This window comes from Endozoicomonas sp. SESOKO1, assembly GCF_024606265.1.
Classification (GTDB): Bacteria; Pseudomonadota; Gammaproteobacteria; order Pseudomonadales; family Endozoicomonadaceae; genus Endozoicomonas.
This window is the reverse complement of record NZ_JAHHPP010000146.1, coordinates 1-19,036: the sequence shown is the minus strand read 5'-3', so window position 1 is coordinate 19,036 and position 19,036 is coordinate 1. Positions and strand designations below refer to the sequence as shown.

General features: G+C 51.0%; 15 protein-coding genes. 9 read left to right on the top strand and 6 right to left on the bottom strand.

Going from position 1 to position 19,036, the window contains the following annotated elements:
* Both KDK13_RS07180 and KDK13_RS07175 read right to left on the bottom strand, forming a co-directional pair.
* Positions 1 to 778 (bottom strand): peroxidase family protein (locus KDK13_RS07180; RefSeq protein WP_306671029.1); only part of this gene is annotated, 778 nt, incomplete at its 3' end.
* Between the two features lie 262 nt (positions 779 to 1,040).
* On the bottom strand, positions 1,041 to 1,931 hold the full coding sequence (locus KDK13_RS07175; protein ID WP_257284291.1) for an aspartoacylase: 891 nt from the start codon (positions 1,929 to 1,931) through the stop codon (positions 1,041 to 1,043).
* Between the two features lie 333 nt (positions 1,932 to 2,264).
* Here KDK13_RS07175 and KDK13_RS07170 point away from each other — a divergent pair, with 333 nt between their 5' ends.
* Together KDK13_RS07170 and KDK13_RS07165 are read left to right on the top strand one after the other, a co-directional pair.
* Entirely contained in the window at positions 2,265 to 2,897 is a 633-nt protein-coding gene (locus KDK13_RS07170) for a hypothetical protein (protein ID WP_257284290.1), read from the top strand.
* A 28-nt stretch (positions 2,898 to 2,925) separates the two neighbouring features.
* Positions 2,926 to 3,642 carry a hypothetical protein gene (locus KDK13_RS07165; RefSeq protein WP_257284289.1) on the top strand — a complete coding sequence of 239 codons (717 nt, stop codon included), beginning with the start codon at positions 2,926 to 2,928 and terminating at the stop codon, positions 3,640 to 3,642.
* A gap of 58 nt (positions 3,643 to 3,700) precedes the next feature.
* Here KDK13_RS07165 and leuS read toward each other — a convergent pair whose 3' ends face one another.
* Positions 3,701 to 6,343, bottom strand: coding sequence for a leucine--tRNA ligase (gene leuS / locus KDK13_RS07160; RefSeq protein WP_257284293.1), 2,643 nt, complete (start codon positions 6,341 to 6,343; stop codon positions 3,701 to 3,703).
* A gap of 285 nt (positions 6,344 to 6,628) precedes the next feature.
* Between leuS and KDK13_RS07155 the strand changes: the two genes are divergently transcribed.
* From KDK13_RS07155 to KDK13_RS07135, 5 genes are all read left to right on the top strand, one after another.
* Positions 6,629 to 8,290: a putative transporter gene (locus KDK13_RS07155; RefSeq protein WP_257284288.1), complete on the top strand. Its 1,662-nt coding sequence runs from the start codon at positions 6,629 to 6,631 to the stop codon at positions 8,288 to 8,290.
* Between the two features lie 161 nt (positions 8,291 to 8,451).
* Entirely contained in the window at positions 8,452 to 8,937 is a 486-nt protein-coding gene (locus KDK13_RS07150; protein WP_257284287.1) for a hypothetical protein, read from the top strand.
* Between the two features lie 67 nt (positions 8,938 to 9,004).
* Entirely contained in the window at positions 9,005 to 10,435 is a 1,431-nt protein-coding gene (locus KDK13_RS07145; RefSeq protein WP_257284286.1) for a hypothetical protein, read from the top strand.
* Between the two features lie 151 nt (positions 10,436 to 10,586).
* Positions 10,587 to 12,011 (top strand): hypothetical protein, encoded by a 1,425-nt coding sequence (locus tag KDK13_RS07140; protein ID WP_257284285.1) that lies wholly within the window; start codon positions 10,587 to 10,589, stop codon positions 12,009 to 12,011.
* Positions 12,012 to 12,169: 158 nt separating this feature from the next.
* A complete protein-coding gene (locus KDK13_RS07135) occupies positions 12,170 to 13,567 on the top strand; it encodes a hypothetical protein (RefSeq protein WP_257284284.1) in 1,398 nt (465 codons plus the stop codon).
* On the opposite strand, the gene KDK13_RS07130 is transcribed toward KDK13_RS07135, so the two are convergent.
* Positions 13,564 to 14,739 carry a cation:proton antiporter gene (locus KDK13_RS07130; protein WP_257284283.1) on the bottom strand — a complete coding sequence of 392 codons (1,176 nt, stop codon included), beginning with the start codon at positions 14,737 to 14,739 and terminating at the stop codon, positions 13,564 to 13,566. The genes KDK13_RS07135 and KDK13_RS07130 overlap by 4 nt on opposite strands.
* Before the next feature lie 196 nt (positions 14,740 to 14,935).
* Between KDK13_RS07130 and KDK13_RS07125 the strand changes: the two genes are divergently transcribed.
* Positions 14,936 to 15,595, top strand: a complete 660-nt coding sequence (locus KDK13_RS07125; RefSeq protein WP_257284282.1) for a YdcF family protein — start codon at positions 14,936 to 14,938, stop codon at positions 15,593 to 15,595.
* Positions 15,596 to 15,737: 142 nt separating this feature from the next.
* Complete coding sequence (locus KDK13_RS07120; protein WP_257284281.1) at positions 15,738 to 16,712, top strand: hypothetical protein; 975 nt, start codon at positions 15,738 to 15,740, stop codon at positions 16,710 to 16,712.
* Here KDK13_RS07120 and lnt read toward each other — a convergent pair.
* Together lnt and KDK13_RS07110 are read right to left on the bottom strand one after the other, a co-directional pair.
* Complete coding sequence (gene lnt, locus KDK13_RS07115) at positions 16,671 to 18,281, bottom strand: apolipoprotein N-acyltransferase (RefSeq protein ID WP_257284280.1); 1,611 nt, start codon at positions 18,279 to 18,281, stop codon at positions 16,671 to 16,673. The genes KDK13_RS07120 and lnt overlap by 42 nt on opposite strands.
* Positions 18,281 to 19,036 (bottom strand): HlyC/CorC family transporter (locus tag KDK13_RS07110; protein WP_306671028.1); only part of this gene is annotated, 756 nt, incomplete at its 5' end. The genes KDK13_RS07110 and lnt, both read right to left, overlap by 1 nt.

The following is a 19,036-nucleotide window of genomic DNA, read 5'->3' as shown; positions in this document are numbered from 1 at the left end:
CGAGGGCTACGGTTTCCTCATCGTTCATCGCCATACGCTCGAAAGTGACGCGCATGTCGTGGGCGGTTTTCAGCGGGTCAGGATTGCCATCCACGCCTTCCGGGTTGACGTAAATCAGACCCATCATAACGGCAGCCAATGGGTTTTCCAAGTCACGCATACCGGAGTAGCGACTACCTTCTTCAGTGCTTGGCTTCAGCCACTCTTTTTCAGAGCCCCAATAGGTATCTTTTTCCGGGTGCCAGATATCTTCCCGGCCGAATGCGAAGCCAAAGGTTTTTAGTCCCATGGATTCATAAGCGACAGTACCTGCATAAGCCAGCAGGTCAGCCCAGCTCAGTTTGTTGCCGTATTTTTTCTTGATCGGCCACAATAGACGACGGGCTTTGTCCAGGTTGGCGTTATCGGGCCAGGAGTTCAACGGGGCAAAGCGCAGGTTACCGGTACCGGCACCGCCACGGCCATCGGCAATACGATAGGTACCGGCGGCGTGCCAGGACATACGTACCATCAGGCCGCCGTAGTGTCCCCAGTCGGCAGGCCACCACTCCTGAGAATTGGTCATCAGGTCTTTAAGGTCCTGTTTCAGGCCGGCAAAGTCGAGCGTTTTCACCGCCTCCCGATAGTCAAATTCCGGAGCCATCGGGTCGGTTTTTTTATCATGCTGATGCAGAATGTCGAGATTGAGGGTTTTTGGCCACCAGTCAACATTTGACTTGCCGCTCTCTGTGAGCGCACCGTGCATAACAGGGCATTTTCCAGAGTGGGTTTGATTCATTGTCTAATTCTTCTTGTGGATTAAGTCGAAGGCATTTTCAGTTGCCTCGCTTGTTGTCGTTTTGATTTGCGTCAATATTTCTTCTTCATCAGTATTAAGCAAAGCTTTTTTTATTGTTTTTAGGGTGTTTTTGTTTTCTGCAGGTGGGTGTACTTATTGTCTTGTTGGTGGGTCACATTGAGTACGACATCCTTATTGATCATCTGTCGTTAACACTTCAGAAATGCGAAGTGAGTACCGTCAGAGACTGACCAACGAACGTTCAGTTAAGGGAGGCTGTCACTTTGTCGGTGATGATGAAGGCTGTATCTTCAAGGTAGTAAGCGGCCTCATTAATAAATACCGGATAGCCTGGTTCGCCCGAATATCGGATTTCATCACCCTGAAGTGTCATAAATATGGGTTGACCGGTTTTCAGCAGGCGATAGTCCCGATCCTGAAGATCCTTGTGGATCATTGCTGTCAGCTCTCCTTGTTCATTCCTGGGGTAAGGTACTTTTTCCCTGAACCTGAATACCGCCACTTCATCAGGAAGCCTGGGCTCTTCGCGGGTTTTGCTGAGCGTCAGGAATTTAACAACCAGGTCAACCACTTTCTCAGTGGTTTCAAAGAGGTCATGACGAAGCACGGCATTGGGGGTGGGGCCAACCTCAATGACAATACCAAAGGGTGAAATGTTGTTTAAAGAGTGGTGTTGACTATGGTCGATATCGCTGAGCAGGATCCGGGCTTCGGGAATATTTTTCTGAACATAGGCCGCAGTGTGGAGGTTCAGTGGCTCATTATCCCTGACGATCAGGGTAATGCCCATATTGGCGGTTGTGCTGTGCAGATCAACTATAAAGTGTTGGCCCGTCTCATTTTGGGAAAAGTGTCTGGCTATTTCCCTTGCCCGCCGACACTCATAAGGGTCTTGAGTACCTGTAAGAATAGGGGGAGAAAATGAGCGGTTCAGATCCTGATCAATAAACCGCCTTGCCCGGAGAAAGGCTTCCGGATTGGCAAGAAGCGTTGACACTTCTATGGCATTACCCTGATAAATTCCCGCAAGCCCAGCCTTGGCCAGAAAGTAGGGACCGATGTATTCATTGCCGTGGGTTCCACCAATAATGGTTATTTTTTCAATGATCTGAGTCTTGTCACCTTTCATCATTAACCTCGCTGACAGCTCAATTATCAATCTGATTTTTTATCATTGCCTCACTGCATTGGTTATCGAACAAGCAGCTGTTGCAGGTGCAGATTTTTACCCGCTATTTGCCGACAGTTATGTTCTATATCGAGAGAAAATTCTTGCTGAGACTAGTTAAGCTCTGATGATTTCGCCAGTTTTGCAGACGTTTGCCCGATGGTAAGAAGCCCAGTCGGATTCACCCTGCTGGAACTAATCCGGATTTTCAGAGTCCAAACTGACTAAGGAAAAATAATAATCAATTCAAGATGATGGCAAAGTGCTTTCTTTGCTTCTAACCAAGCAGGTGGCCCCATGGCAGAAGCTGTATCCATGCAATTGGCTGTACCCCCGCCACAGGCTGCCCCTATGCAGCTGGACTTGCCGGGTTCTGGCGATCAATCAGCGAACGCAAGCCGCACTGAACTGGTCAAAGAAAAAAATCTGTATGTTTCTGATGCTTTGGGCAATTCCAAGCTGGTGAGGCTGGTGGAACGTTGGGAACTCAGGACTGTTCATGACAGGCTTTTTGTTAAACCACTGGGAAGGCAGATAGTCGAGAGGAATGTAGCAAGCCAGAATCCGCAGACAATATGTGCGTTCAAAGCGGTGCCTTACCTGGCAACAGCGGTTTCACAACCCGCTGTTATCAGAAATGTGGCCTACCCGGGTAATCTGATATCGGCTGCCTGGAGGGCCTTACCCGATCGATCAATTGTTTCTCACTTGCCGATGCCTCAGGCCGTGCATGTTTTTGTCACCAGGCCTGACCTGATAGAAAGCCCTTCAGCGCAAAGTGTCATCGAGGTTATATCAAAAGTAGCTCAACTCATGGCCTTGTTAACGGGTGGCAATGATCAGCTGACTGATGCCAGGCAGGGGGAACCGGAAGATCACTCTACTTCCCGGGGAGGAGGGGGGGCTGTCTCAACGACATTCAATCAGTGAATTATTAGCTCATCTTATTCATAGCCTCATGATGCAGGGGCGTCCTGAAGATATTCAGAAAGCGATGGATTTATCCCGATTGGAGGCGAAACTATCGTTGGCTTTAAAAGACGCTGACTTGCTGGCAGACCCTGCTTTATTGCAGGAAGTTGATTCTCTTATCAATCAGTACGCCCTTGCCGCTGAAGTTGCTGCTGAACAGAATGATCCTGCCATGGTTAACCGGCAATACAATCCAGAGTTATTAAAACCGGGGGGAATCAATCGGCTCAACACGGTTATGGAGCATGATGGACTATCAGTACCAGCAAAACCCGGGGTGAATAACGGGCATGGCGAACATGAGCAGAAAAACGGTGAAGGGTCTGCTTCCCAGGGGAAAATCCAGGGGAAAAAGAGTGCAAATGAGGTTGGTCGCGCTGAGCCAGGTAACAAGGTCAGTATTAATACCGGTATCAATAATAGTGCGGCACCCATCAGTTCCGGTCAGGTAATGGGTTCGTTAAACCAGTTGCTTGCTTCAATGGGGTTAGCCAATATCGCCGCACAACCACCATTGGCTGTGGAAAGTGGCCAAAAGCATCTGCCTCCCATTATTTTGCCAACTGCAAATCCCGGGAACCGATCGGATAAAAGAAGGAAAAGCAGGAAAGAACTTAAAGAAGAGGAAGAAAAAGAGAGGGAAGGTGCAGGGACGTCTTTTCTATTTGATGATGAACCGTTTGAGCCATTTGATGATGAATGATCAATAAAGGGGCAATGGCCCCTTTATTGTTTTTTTTGAAAGCAGGTTTCCTACTGGATTAATTGGCGACAATATTCACCAGTTTACCGGGAACCACAATCACTTTGCGCACTGTCAAACCGTCGGTAAATCTGGTGACGTTATCATGCTCCAGAGCCAGCCTCTCAATAGCGTCTTTATCCAGGCCTGCCGGTACTTCCAGTTTAGCCCGCACCTTACCATTGACCTGAACCACCAGAGTGATGGCCTCTTTTTTCAGCGCTGCTTCGTCAGCCACTGGCCATGAAGCATCCAGTACCGGCTCAGAGTGACCCAAAGCCTGCCAGATGCTGTGCATGGCATGAGGCGCAATTGGAGCCAGCATCAGCGTAGTGGCTTCAATGGCTTCGTGCATTACCGCGCGATCCTGACTTTGTGCATGGCTCACCTGGAACTTGCTGATGGCGTTATTCAACTCCATGATCGCCGCAATAGCGGTATTGAAGGTCAGGCGGCGCTCACAGTCATCAGACACCTTATTGATGGTTTCATGCACTTTTCGGCGCAGATCCTTTTGCTCTTTGGTCAGGGCGTTCAGATCAAGAGCGGCCACAGCACCACCGGCAATATGCTCTGCGGCCTGCTTCCAGAAGCGACGCAGGAAACGGTTGGCGCCTTCCACGGCACTTTCAGACCACTCCAGGGTTTGCTCCGGTGGCGCAGCGAACATGGTGTACAGACGGATCGTGTCAGCACCGTACTGATCAATCAGGTCCTGTGGGTCGATACCGTTGTTTTTGGATTTGGACATCTTGCTCATGCCCGCATGCTCAACCACTTCACCGGTGGCTTTCAGCGTGGCCTTAACCAGACGTCCTTTGTCGTCAAACTCGCTGTCGACATCGGTTGGGGCAAGCCACTGCTTGACGCCTTTTTCGTCGAGTTTGAAGAAGGTGTCAGCCAGTACCATACCCTGGCAGAGCAGTCGCTTGAACGGCTCATCGCTGTTGACCAGGCCGGCATCACGCAGCAGCTTGTGATAGAAACGGGAGTAGAGCAGGTGCATCACCGCATGCTCAATACCACCAATGTACTGATCCACCGGCAGCCAGTAATTGGCTTGCTCAGGGTTCAGCATCTGGTCATCAGACTGTGGCGAGCAGTAGCGGGCGTAGTACCAGCTGGACTCCATGAAGGTATCAAAGGTATCGGTTTCACGGGTGGCAGGCTGGCCGTTGTGGGTGGTTTTTGCCCACTCAGGGTCGGCTTTGATGGGCGACTGGACACCGTCCATTTCCACGTCTTCTGGCAGCAGCACTGGCAGGTCTTCCAGGGGAACAGGAACTTCAGTACCGTCTTCCAGATAGCGCATCGGGATCGGTGTCCCCCAGTAACGCTGACGGCTGACACCCCAGTCGCGCAGACGATAGTTCACCTGCCGCTCACCTTTGCCTTCAGCAATCAGCCGGTCGGCAATGGCATTGAACGCTTCTTCTGAACTCAGGCCGTCGAACTCACCGGAGTTCACCAGCTTACCTTTGTCCGTAAAAGCCGCTTCGCCAAGGTCAATCCCTTCGCCATTGACAGGTTCGATAACCTGTTCGATGGGCAGGCCAAAACGGGTGGCAAACTCATAGTCACGCTGGTCATGGCCGGGAACCGCCATCACGGCACCGGTACCGTAATCCATCAGTACAAAGTTGGCTGCCCATACGGGGACTTCACGACCCGTAATTGGGTGAATGGCGCGGATGCCGGTATCGACACCGACTTTTTCCATGGTGGCCATTTCGGCTTCAGTTACCGCATTGGATTTGCAGTCCTGAATAAAGGTGGCAAGGGCAGGATTATTGACTGCCGCTGCTTTGGCCAATGGGTGCTCCGGGGCAATGCCCACGTAGGTCACGCCCATCAGGGTATCCGGGCGGGTGGTGTAAACCTGGAACTCTCCAGGGGCGCTCTCACCCGCGGCAGCGACAGGCACATTGGCAACCTTGAAGGTCATCTGAACGCCTTCGGAGCGGCCAATCCAGTTACGCTGCATGGCCTTGACCTGCTCTGGCCAGTGTTCGAGCTTGTCAAGATCGGTCAGCAGTTCATCGGCGTAAGCGGTGATTTTGACAAACCACTGGGGCAGTTCCTTGCGCTCAACCACGGTATCACAGCGCCAGCAGCGGCCATCTTCCACCTGCTCATTGGCCAGTACGGTGGCGTCATTTGGACACCAGTTAACGGTGGCCATTTTTTTGTATACCAGACCTTTTTCGTAGAGCTGGGTGAAGAACCATTGCTCCCACTTGTAGTATTCCGGCTTACAGGTTGCCAGCTCACGGTTCCAGTCATAGCCGAAGCCCAGGCGCTTGAGCTGGCCTTTCATGTAATCGATGTTTTCGTAGGTCCAGGGTGCGGGTGCTGTCTTGTTTTTGATGGCGGCATTTTCGGCAGGCAGGCCAAACGCATCCCAGCCCATGGGCTGCAGGACATTCTTGCCCCGCATGCGCTGGTAGCGTGAAATCACATCACCGATGGTGTAGTTACGAACGTGCCCCATATGCAGTCGGCCACTGGGGTACGGGAACATGGACAGGCAGTAGTATTTTTCTTTGCCCTTCTCTTGTGAAGAGCCTTCTGAAATGCCTTCGGTGACAGCAAAGCTGTCATTGTCTTCCCAGAATTTCTGGGCTTCGCTCTCAATCTGATGCGGTTGGTAATGCTCTTCCATCATCGCTCAACAGGCTTAGTGTAAAGGATCGCTTTGATGCTTTCCTGAAAGCCGTCCGGTGAGAAACGCTTCATGAAAAACCAATCAAAGAGTCGGGGAAACCAATGACCCGCTAGGATACAACACTGCCTGCCCAACTGCACTTTTCCTGTGGATTTATCCACACAGATAGTCCCCCATTGATCTGCATCATTCGTCCTGATTGTCAGTGTTTGGTAAGGTAGTCATGCTTTTCTGGTCTTCATCCATTTATTCTCAACTTATTCTTAACTTCTGGAAAAAATAATGAGCGATATAGCGGTATCCATATCGATCTTGTCGCTGGTGGCTGTGCTGGGCCTGTGGATAGGCAACTGGCGCATCCGCGGCATCGGTATGGGCATTGGTGGTGTGCTGTTCGGGGGTATTCTGGTGGGGCATTTTGTCTACCAGATGGATATCCATCTGGACAGCCACACTCTGGAGTACATCAAAGAGTTTGGCCTGATTCTGTTTGTCTACACCATTGGGATTCAGGTGGGGCCGGGCTTTTTTTCATCGCTGAAAAGCAGCGGTCTGAAACTGAATGCCTTTGCCACAGCCCTGGTACTGCTCGGTGGGGTGGTGGCTACCGTACTGCATCTGCTGTTTGATGTTCCCCTGCCCGTGGTACTGGGTGTTTATTCAGGAGCAGTGACTAACACGCCTGCCCTGGCGGCAGGTACCGGCATTCTGGCCGAGCTGGGAACACCAGAGAACATGCTGGCACTGCCGGGTTCGGCCTATGCGGTGGCTTACCCGTTTGGTATCTGTGGCATTCTGCTGAGCATGTGGTTTATCCGGCGGCTGTTCAACATAGACGTTAACCAGGAAGCGGAAGCCTTTGAGAAAGTGTCCGGTACCGGAAAGGAAAGCCTTTATACCATCAATGTCGCCATTCGAAACCCGAACATTGATGGTTTGGCACTTCAGGATGTTCCGGGACTGGATGACGGCGAACTGGTCTGTTCCCGGCTGAAGCGGGGGGAGGAACTGATTGTCCCCAAAGGCAATACGGCCGTGGAGCTGGGGGATATTCTCCATCTGGTTGGCAGTCGGCAGAAATTACAGAGTGCCCGGGTTATTCTCGGCGAAGAGGTAGATGCTTCCCTGACCACCAAGGGTACGGAGCTGAGAACCTCCCGGGTGGTGGTAACCAATGAGAAGGTGCTGGGCAAAAAACTGATCGACCTTAAATTCAAACAGCGCTACGACGTGGTGGTTTCACGCCTGAACCGTTCCGGTGTTGAACTGGTGCCCAACCGGGATGCATCGTTGCAGTTTGGTGATATTCTGAACCTTGTGGGTCGCCCTGAATCCATTGATGCGGTTGCCAACCAGGTGGGCAATGCCCAGCAGAAGTTGCAACAGGTTCAGATGATGCCGGTGTTTATCGGTATTGGCCTGGGTATCCTGCTGGGCTCTGTGCCACTGACGATCCCGGGCCTGCCAGCGGCGCTCAAGCTGGGTCTGGCCGGTGGACCGCTGCTGGTGGCGTTGATTCTTGGCCGGATAGGCAGTATTGGTCGTTTATATTGGTTTATGCCGCCCAGTGCCAACCTGGCATTGCGGGAGATTGGTATTGTTCTGTTTCTGGCCGTGGTTGGCTTAAGTTCCGGAGAGAACTTCGTCGATATCCTGGTGCATGGGGATGGTTTGCAATGGATGATGTACGGTGCCGTGATCACTCTGGTACCGCTGTTGATTATAGGTATTACCAGCCGTATGTTTGGCGGGCTTAACTACCTCAGCATCTGTGGCATGCTGGCAGGCTCCATGACCGATCCTCCGGCGCTGGCCTTTGCCAACAGCCTGCATGAAAGGTCCGGAGCGGCGGCACTGTCCTACGCAACGGTTTATCCGCTGGTGATGTGTCTGAGAATTTTGTCGCCGCAGATACTGGCGGTCTTGCTGTGGGGCGTTGTGTAAGGAAGTTTCCCGGTCACCGGGTTCATGAAAATACCGGCTAAGGGGTGGAACTTAGTAGTACAGGTAATGGTCAAAGTCAGACTCTAACAGCAGTCTCTGACAGCAGTCTCTAACAATAAGTTGTTAAACAGGGTTGTTTGAGAGGATTTTGAGGAGCTTTGATGATGCCCGGCATATTACAGTCGTTTTCAGTGGTCACACCATCAGGTCACCAGGTCGATGTCAGCATCGCCCATCATTCGTCGGAGGTATCAACACTGAGAGGTCTGGAGTGTGTCCGGTGTCATGGTATCAACTATCACGGCAGGCGGATTGAAGGCTGTAATCACACGATCTGCGAACCCTGTATGGAGAGGGATGATTCATTAATAACGGGGGAACATGATTGCCATGGCACCATCGTCACAGGCAAAACATTAACCAGTTATGGTGTAGAGGCCAGGACCCTTCTGGATAACCTGATGGTTTTCTGTCCTGTTAACGAATGTAATCAGCAAGCCCGGCTGTCAGTCATTGATCAACACATCAGTAGTCATGCTGTCGGGGAGATTCGGGTAGCGAATGATCAGGCTGAACTGCCTCCGGGCGTTCTGTGGTATGAACATCAAGGCAGTGTCTATTATATGGCTGACCCGGATGCTCCGTGATGGGGGAGCGAATCAAGAGTGAACGGTGGCGGAGGTATTCAGGTCTTCCACAATGAACCTTTGGACGATGTTAACAAATACAACTTCCCCCTGCCTCTCGCCTGAAGTACCGGTGAGAGCGCAGGGTCTCCACGGACTTCAGCAAGATATCAGCAATAACCTGGCGAAGTTTCGCCAGCGCACGGTGAAAAGTCATCCTGCCTCTTGGGCAGATATTTCCCGCCTGGCTGATAAGAACCACTGGTTCAGCAATGATTATCCTACTCCCAGACGCGTGCAAAGTGGTCCCTATCGGTCGCAAGAGGCAATAAGGCTGGGTGACTCCTTCGCCCGTCTCCCCGCTGCAAAGCCACTTGCTGATTACCGGATTGCCATCATTGTCGGCGAAGGCGGTATTTTACAGGGGTTGCCGGAATTGGCGGCCAGCTGTGACCTCACTTTGCAGATCGATCGTGAGTCCGGGCCACTTCAGCTCATTACCTACCTGCTGGAAGAGTGCAGAAAAGAGACAAGCTATCCAGAAAGCCACACGGAGAAAATAGCGCTGCTTAACCGGGCAATCACCCGTCTTCAGGCAGCAAATCCGGAGGTTGGCGCAGATAACGCCAGAGATATTGCCCTGCAGTTCTGCGAATATATCACAGGCATGGAGCGCAACCTTTTCTCATCAGCTGAGCGTTTTGCCGAGTTCAAACGGTGCCAGGACCATCCGGTGCAACAGGTTTACCTGGATTACTTCTCGGAAGAGGCCATGTCCGCCCTGGCGGAAATATTAAAAGATCATAACGCCAGTGTGCGTTTTTTGAACATCGGCAATGCCTGTGAATACCCTGAGGAGTTCTACGAAGGGATTCCCTATGATGATAACGGGATGGATATCGGCCTCACTCCTTCCCGTTATGTTCAGCGCCTGCCATTTTCCGATGATGCTATCTGCGCCTATAGCCAGCTCTGTGGTGGCCGGATATTCACGGCCACCGCAACCATCCCGGAAATGGCAGACGCCCTCTATGGCTGTGCAATAAGCGGCCGTGATAGCACCCTGAGGGCGTTGGCCAGCAGGTATGACGGGCAACTGTTTACGTGGCTCATCAAGGATGCTGCATCAGCAGCCTCGACTTTCCGTGACCTGCAGATGATTGCCTGGTTTCTCTCCTGTTATGGGACAGGGCCAAGCCATCAGCTACCTACCAGAATTTTCCGGTTCTTTGCCCAACATCCGATAAACACAATGCATGACTGGATATTGCGGCTGACCGCCGCTCGGCTCACCCGTCCGGAAGTTGAGGAGCTAAAAGCCCATAAAGAAGCCCTCAAGTCAGACTACCTCCAGAATCACCCGACCCATATGGACACACAACCGCCGCTTTTCATCAAAATTCTGGACAGGATTACCGCTGAACCAAGGCTGGCTGAGACAGGTCAACCGGTGGATTCCACAGCAAGTTCCCAGGCTGCTGCAGAAGAAGTGACGGCAGTTCCAATGCAACTTGTTTAAGCGTTGCAGACAAAGACCGGCGAAAATCGGGTTTGAAGTAAGCAAGTCTGACCATTATCACCTTGCTACTCGTGTCAATTCATGGTTCCCCAACTATATTCAGTGATCAATATTAAGATGCAATAAGATGCAATAACCAAGGACACTCACAATGAATGTAGGGGCACTTTCAACCAGCACGGTTGCCACATGCGTCTCCTCTGGCGTAACAGAGAGAGCGCAAGGCCTCCGGAAACTACAGCAAGGTATCGAGAATAACCTGGTGAAGTTTCGGCAGCACTCTGTGAGAAGTTATCCTGCCCGGGGGGATGGGATGACCTATTTTCCTGAAATCAAATGGTTTAGCAATGATCGTCATGCTTCCACTCCAATGTCAGAGAAGGTTAGGCTTGGTGACTCCTTCGCCCGTCTGCCCACTTCAAAACCACTCTCTGGCTACAAGGTTGCCATCATTATCGGCGAAGGCGGCTTTTTCCAGGGTTTGCGAGAATTGGATGCCAGTTGTGATCTCACTTTGCAGATAGATCATGATCCCAAGCCTCTTCAGCTAAGTGCTTACCTACTGGAAGAGTGCCGAAAAGAGACAAAATATCCAGAAAATTACTCGGACAAAATAGCGCTGCTTAACCGGGCGATTACCCGTTTTAAGGAAGCAAATCAGGAGGTTAACGAAAAGGATGTGTCAAATATCGTTCGGCAGTTCAACAACTATATCACTGGTATGGAACGCAACATCTTCTCATCAGCTGAACGCTTTGCCGAGTTCAAACGTTGTCAGGACCATCCGGTGCAACAGGCTTGCCTGGACATCTTCTCGGAAGAGGACATGACCGCTTTGGCAGAAACGTTAAAAGATCATAACGCCAGTGTGCGCTTTTTAAACATCAGCAATGCTTGTGAGTATCCTGAGGAATTCTACAAGACCATTCCCTATGATGAGAACGGGGCGAACATCAACTTCACTCCTTCCCGGTATATTCAGCGCCTGCCATTTTCCGATGACGCTATCTGTGCCTATAGTCAGCGCTTTGGTGGTCGGTTATTCACGGCCACTGCAACCATCCAGGAAATGGCAGATGCCCTGTATGGCGGTGCAATAAGCGGTCGTAATCGCGCTCTGAGAGCGCTTGCCTTTAAATACGATTTGCAGTTATACACATGGTTCCTCAAAAATGCTGTTGGATCACAAGGTGCGTCTTTCCGTGACCTGCAGTTGGTTTCCGAATATGTCTCCACATTTGGGACAGGACCATCGCTTCAGCTACCAACCAGAATTTTCCGGTTTTTTGCCAACCATCCGATAGACACAGAATATGACTGGATATTGTGGCTGACCGCCGCTCGACTCACCAGTGGGGAAGTTGAGGAGTTAAAAGCTCATAAAGATACTCTTACATCAGACTATTTTGAGAATCACCCAACCAGTATGAGTACACAACCGCCGCTCTTCATCAAAATTCTGGACAGGATTACTGCTGAACCAACGCTGGCAGAGACAGGCCAACCGGTGGATTCCACAGCAAGTTCCCAGGCTGCTGCAGAAAAAGTCACAGCAGTTCCGATGCCACTTGTTTAAGCGTTGCAGACAAAGACGGGCGAAACTCGGGTTTGAAGTAAGCAATTCTGACAGGCTGGATAGCACCACTATCCATTATCGCCTTACTGGTTCAATTCATGGTTCCTCGACTATATTCAATGACCAATATTAAGATGCAATAACCAAGGACACTCACAATGAATGCAGGGGCACTTTCAACCAACACGGCTGCCACATGCGTCTTCCCTGACATAACGCAGAGAGCGCAAGGTCTCCGGAAACTCCAGCAGGGTATCGAGAATAACCTGGCGAAGTTTCGGCAGCACACGGTGAAAAGTTATCCTCCCCCCAGGCCTGGTATTACCTACTCGCTTGACCGGCACTGCTGGTTTAGCAACGAATATCCGACTCCTGATCCAGTGCGAAAGGCGATAAGGCTTGGTGATTCCTTCGCCCGGCTCCCCCCGGAAAAATCACTCTCTGACTTCCAGGTTGCCATCATTGTCGGCGAAGGTGGTTTGTTCCAGGGGTTGCCGGAATTGGCTGACAGTTGTGATCTCACTTTGCAGATAGATCGTGATCCCAAGCCTCTTCAGCTATGTACTCACCTGCTGGAAGAGTGCAAAAAGGAAACAAACCCTCCAGAAAATCACAGGGACAAAATGGCGATACTTAACCGGGCGATCACCCATTTTCAGGAGGAAAATCCGGAGGTTAACGCAGATAATGCCGCAGATATTGCCCGGCAGTTCAACAACTATATCAAGGGTATGGAACGCAATCTTTTCTCATCAGCTGAGCGTTTTGCCGAGTTCAAACGTTGCCAGGACCATCCGGTGCTACCGGTTTGTCTGGACTTATTTTCGGAAGAGGCCATGACCGCTTTGGTGGAAACGCTGAAAGATCATAACGCCAGTGTGCGTTTTTTAAACATTAACAATGTTTGTGAGTACCCGGAGGAATTCTACAAGACCATTCCCTATGATGATAACGGGACGAACATCAACTTCATTCCTTCCCGATATATCCAGCGCCTGCCATTTTCCGATGACGCTATCTGCGCCTATAGCCACCTCTTTGGTAATCGGTTATTCACGGCCACCGCAACAACTCAGGAAATAGCAGACGCCCTGTATGGCTGTGCAATAAGTGGGCGTAATCGGATTGTGAGAGCGCTTGCCAATAAATACGATAGGCAGCTGCATGCGTGGTTCCTCAAGCAATTTTCAACAACAGGTATACCTTCCCATCACCAATGGATGGCTGATTTCCTGATCGCCAGCTTTGGAGCAGAGCCAGGGCCATCCCTTCAGCTACCAACCAGAATTTTCCGGTTCTTTGCCAGACATCCCATAGATACAATGCATGACTGGGTATTGTGGCTGACCGCCAGTGGACTCACCCGTTTGGAACTTGAAGAGCTAAAAGCCCATAAAAAAGCGCTTAAGTCAGACTATTTCCAGCGTCGTCACCCAACCGGCATGAGCACACAACCGCCGCTCTTCATCAAAATCCTGGACAGGATTACCGCTGAACCAGCGCTGGTTGAGACAGATCAACCAATGGAGTCAGCAACAAGCCCGGGAGAGCCTTAATCACTTCTTAACTCATTATTGGGTGATATGGGTGTTGGCAGTCTGAACACCACCAGATAGGTAGAAACGATAAAGGTCAGAATGGCGGTCCCTTCGATCAGCAATGCGGTCTCCTGCTGAATTCTTCCTGCCGTCATGGCGCCATAGGCCAGGAGCAGTGAGAACTCACTGCTCTGGCCAAGACGCAATCCCATTTCTCCCGCATTATCGTTTCGTTCTCCTGCCAAATGCTTCAACAGGAATTTGAACAGTATGGGCTTGGTGATTAATATGATCGCTGACGTTAACAGAATGGCCATCAGCAGATGGCCTTTCAATAGTGGATCAAACTGGGCACCCACCGAAAAGAAAAACAGAATCAGAAAGAACTCCCTTAACGGCTTCAAGCCCTCGGCAATAATCAGAGAGATCGGTGATGTAGCGATACTGACCCCGGCAATAAAAGCCCCGATCTCATGGGACAGGCCACAGTACTCCGCCAGTTGAGACGCTGTCAGGCACCAGCCCAGTGATACCAGAAAAATATACTCCGAGATAATGTCGAAACGCCCCATCAGCGGTAGCAGGACATATCGGACAAAACACCAGGCCCCCAGGGTAAAGGCACAGGTTTTCAACGGCAGTAACAGCGCTTCAATATGAGCGCCACCGTTGCTGCTGTAGAGAACCAGAATGGTCAGGATGGCCAGGATATCTTCGAACAGCAGGATGCTGATCATCACTTCGCCGGTTCTCTTATGGTGCAGCGTTGTGGTTGGGATCAGCTTTAAACTGAGCACGGTACTGGAAAAGGCCAGGGACAGGCCAGCGATGAACGCTTCCAACAATGGAAAACCAAAGAGCAGGGCAAGAACGGCACAGATCATGACACCAACAGTGCTCAGGCAGAGAAAGGTTACCAGCGCCGTTTGTTTTAACTGTTTAAGCAGATTTCTGGGATGAAGGTGTAACCCCAGCAGAAACATCAGCAGAATAATCCCCATGGTGGAGACCGCTTCAATATGTCCATCATCGATGACCATATTCAGGCCATAAGGACCAATCAGCATACCAAGGCCGATATAGGCGAGAATAATAGGCTGTTTCAGCCAGACAAACAGGGTGCCCAATAAAGACGCCCCCCCAAAGATGACGGCCATTTCCAGAACAAGATGCTCAAACGGTCCTTGCACGGCGTAAACCTTATCGTTAAAACGGTGAGACTGTTCAGGATAGTTGATCAAACAGGTTTGGATTACCCGATTTTCAGTGAACGTGTCACAATAAAGTGCCATCATTAACGCTTTTTCTTTTCAGGTGGCCTGTCGGGTCGTTCATAACCACAAGTGGACTCTTTTATTTTTCATGTTGCTGATTTGGCTGATCATCATGGGATTGATTTTTAAGTCATGGACTGTCTGGCTGGCGCTGGCCATTTTTTATCTGTTGTCTACCCAGCCGGTTGCATCGCTGCTTATCCGGAGCCTTGAGCGTTATCCGGTCTTTAATCCGGGGCAAACGCAACCGGTAGAGCCTCAGGCCATTGTGATTCTTGGTGGTGGTTTGCCTCGTATCAGCCCCGAGATGTCGGGTTTCCGCCCTTCCATGTATACCCTGGAACGGCTGCGCTACGGCGCCTGGCTGAGTCGTCAGGCTGAGCTGCCGGTTATGGTCAGCGGTGGCGGTTTTCGTCCGGAAGCGGCGGTTATGGCAGAAAGCCTTGAACGTGATTTTGGTGTGGAAACCCGGTGGCGGGAGGCTCAAAGTACGACAACCCGGGAAAATGCGGTTTATGCCCGTGCAATGCTGCCTGAGGATATTCAGTCGGTATTACTCGTGACTCATGGCTGGCATATGCCAAGGGCTGTCCTCAGCTTTGAGCGGGCCGGTTTTTATGTGATTCCTGCACCGGGCATGCTGGCCGATGCTTCAAAAGACACTTTCCGTATCAGCCGATGGTTGCCCAGTGCCCGTTATTTGAGCGACAGTGAACGTGCTTTCAGAGAATACGCCGGGTATTTATGGTACTGGCTGACTTATTGCAACTGACTTTCAAGTTCCGTTTATGGCGTGGCAGGGCAAGGGACAAACATATACTCTACTTCCGCTTACAGAAGGTTTGTCAGACGGAACTTTTTGCTGGATTTGTCATCAAAAGTAAAGCCATCTACTGCAGTGAGAGGATCTTTTGATGGACGCAGCTGGAACTCATTTTACTGCCCCTTACAGGCATGTGCCTGTTGAGGCTGCAGCAAGTGATGGCATGGCTTCAACCCTGGATCAGCGGGTGCTTGATTTTTCCAATTGCCAGCGCATACCTGATTTTGCTGATAAGGCGAAGCCATTGGTTTCCCTGGCTGTTGAGGCAATGCGTACTGGCAGGGATGGTGAATGTATTTCAGGCATGAATCCTCTTCACTGGGCATTTGCAGCTGCGGATTCTCAGGCATTTCAGGAGATTTGTGACTCAGTTCCCCATGACAGAATCGTATCAATGTTTAATGCACCTAATGGTGCAAGGTCAGCCACTGAAATCTCCTATGAAGTTGCAGGTAAAGTTGGTCCGGCAATCAACAAGGACTGTCCTGATCAAATACTGGTATTTCTATTAAATAATGCTCCCGAACCGATGCGGGAGGGATATTATGCATTATTTCGATCCATGAAGGCGATGTTAATCCCCGGTGATTTAAAGGGGGCGGCTCCCAACAATACCGGCAATAACCGGTTTAATCTGGCAGCCGGTGGCGGGGAAGAGGTTATGCGCTGGTACTGTGAAATGTTCAGGGCTGCCCCTGATTACCAAAGTGTTATTAATCATCCGACCAATGCCGGTGCAAGGCCACTTCATCATGCAGCCAGAAGTCATCATCCCCAGAAGGCTAAAGTATTTGCAATCCTATTGGCAGAGGGAGCCTGGCAGAGTCTGTCAAAGCTGGATAACCGGGGTAATACGCCATTGGATCATCTCAGGCCTGATGGGCAGATGATAGATCAGTTAATGGACGATGTTGAGGAATATCTATTGTTGTCAGGGCTGAAAGAACCGGAAAGGCAGAGTCGGATAAAAACGATAAAGTCTGAACTTACCGATGCGTTTGAACAATTTCAGCAGGAGATGCATTTAACCAGGGAGACGACACTTGGGAAGACAGTTACCCCTTAGGAACGGTTTGGAATACAGCGGTAGTAAAACCAGAAGAACGCTTAGTAGTAACACCGGCCAGGAACCATAAATCATAAACGGTGTCTGGCCTTCCCGAATCTCTGCCGTTGATGACAAAACGCCATTGGCAAAGCGCGGAATGGTTTCCAGCACATCTCCCTTTTCATCAATCAGGGCGGTAATACCATCATTGGTGGCCCGGATCATGAAGCGTCCCGTTTCCAGTGCTCGCATCCGGGCAATCTGGAAATGCTGGACAGGGCCAATGGATTTACCGAACCAGGTGTCATTACTGATCGTGATCAGCAGTCCACTCTCTTTAGCCATTTGCGCGACAAAATCCGGATAGACCACTTCGTAACAGATATAAGGAGCAACGTTTACCTTGCCAGCCTTGAGTAAGCTCTGTTCATAACCTCCGCGGGAGAATTCAGACATGGGCAGGTCAAAGAAATCAATCAACCCGCGCAGTATGGACGCCATGGGAACATACTCTCCAAATGGCACCAGCTTTTGCTTGTCGTAGCGGCCAGGACTTTCAGTGGATGAAGAGCCAGCAGCGAGTGAATCGCCTTCACCCAGAGACAGGATGCTGTTGAAGTAGCGGGTTTCACTGCCAGAATTATCATCCACGGGCATGCCAAGGATCAGCGTGCTGTTATTCTGGCGGGCCAGTCTGTCCAGTTGCGTCATCAAGCCCAGGGCACGGTTATAAAACAGTGGAATGGCATTCTCCGGCCAGATAATCAGTTCCTGTTCCCAGTGGTCTTCACTGAGCCCAATGTAGGTACTGATGGTGGTGTGAATATAGTCAGGGTCCCACTTCAGGTTTTGCGGGATATTTCCCTGTACAGCGCTGAAGGATATATCGCCTGTTTTTTCTGTCCATTGGATGTGGTTCAGCGGCCACGGGAGTCCCCAGCACACCAGGACGATGGATAAAGCAATAATATTGGCTGCTCGCTGCTGCGGTTTAGCTGGAATAACCAGGGCAAACAACAGGCAGACTGTGGTTACCATCAGCAGGCTTAAGCCATAGGTTCCAACCACTGGTGCCAGACCAGCAAATGGCGTGTCCAGTAGTGCGTAGCCCGATAATAGCCATGGGAAGCCAGTCAGTAGCCAGCTGCGAACCCACTCAAACAGGACCCAGAGGCCAGAAAACATCAGTACCTGCTGCCAGGGTGAAAGCCTGCAGGCGTTGCCTTGCCCGGCTTTTCGCTGGTTAAGCCAGCTGTAGATCAGGAAGATCGGCATGATCATCAGGGCAGAAATACCCAGGACAAAAAAGCCGGTCAGCAGCCCTGCCAGCATGGGCGATGCGGCACCAAATTCATGGATACTGACGTATATCCAGGACGTTCCGGTCCCAAACATACCGGCACCAAAAAGAAAGCCGCAAATCGCCGATGTCCTGACCGGCAATGTCCGGGTCAGGAGAAAGATAATGCCAATGGCCAGCATGGGAACTGGCCAGACGTCAAAAGGGCTGAAGCCCAGGGGCATGGCCGCACCTGCGGCCAGCGACAGCAGGTAGCGCACGACCTGTAGCGATGGACGGACAGGCATCAGCAGGGGGTTACCCGCAGCAGGCGAATCCGGCGACCATCGGCATTGAGTACATCAAAACGGAAGCCTGAAATTTCCACAGATTCATTGCGGGTTGGCATATGGCCAAACTCCTGCATCACAATACCACCAATGGTATCAAACTCGTCATCCGGGAATTTGGTGGCAAACTGGTCATTAAAGTCATCAATGGGCGTCAGTGCCTTGACGATAAAGGCATGCTCAAGATCATCCGCCGGTTTGATGAACGTATCTTCATCAACATCGGTTTCATCCTCGATATCACCAACAATCTGTTCAAGTACGTCCTCAATGGTGACCAGTCCGGCAACGCCACCAAACTCATCAATAACGATGGCCATATGGTTGCGGTTGGTGCGGAACTCCCTGAGCAGAACATTGAGGCGCTTGCTTTCCGGAATAAACGTGGCTGGACGTAAATGATTCTTGATATTGAACTTGTTGCCCGTGTTGAGAGCTTTATTAAGCAAGAGGGGGAGCAGGTCTTTGGCCAGCAGGATACCAATGACTTCATCCTTGGTATCGCCAATAACCGGGAAGCGGGAGTGGGCGGACTCAATAACCTGGGGAAGGAATTCTTCCGGGTTCTGGTCTTCTTCAACACAGACCATCTGGGAGCGGGGAATCATGATTTCACGGACCTGCATGTCCGCGACCTGAACCGCGCCTTCAATGATGCTCAGCGCTTCATCATCCAGCATGCCCCGGCTTCCGGCATCCCTCAGGATGCCCAG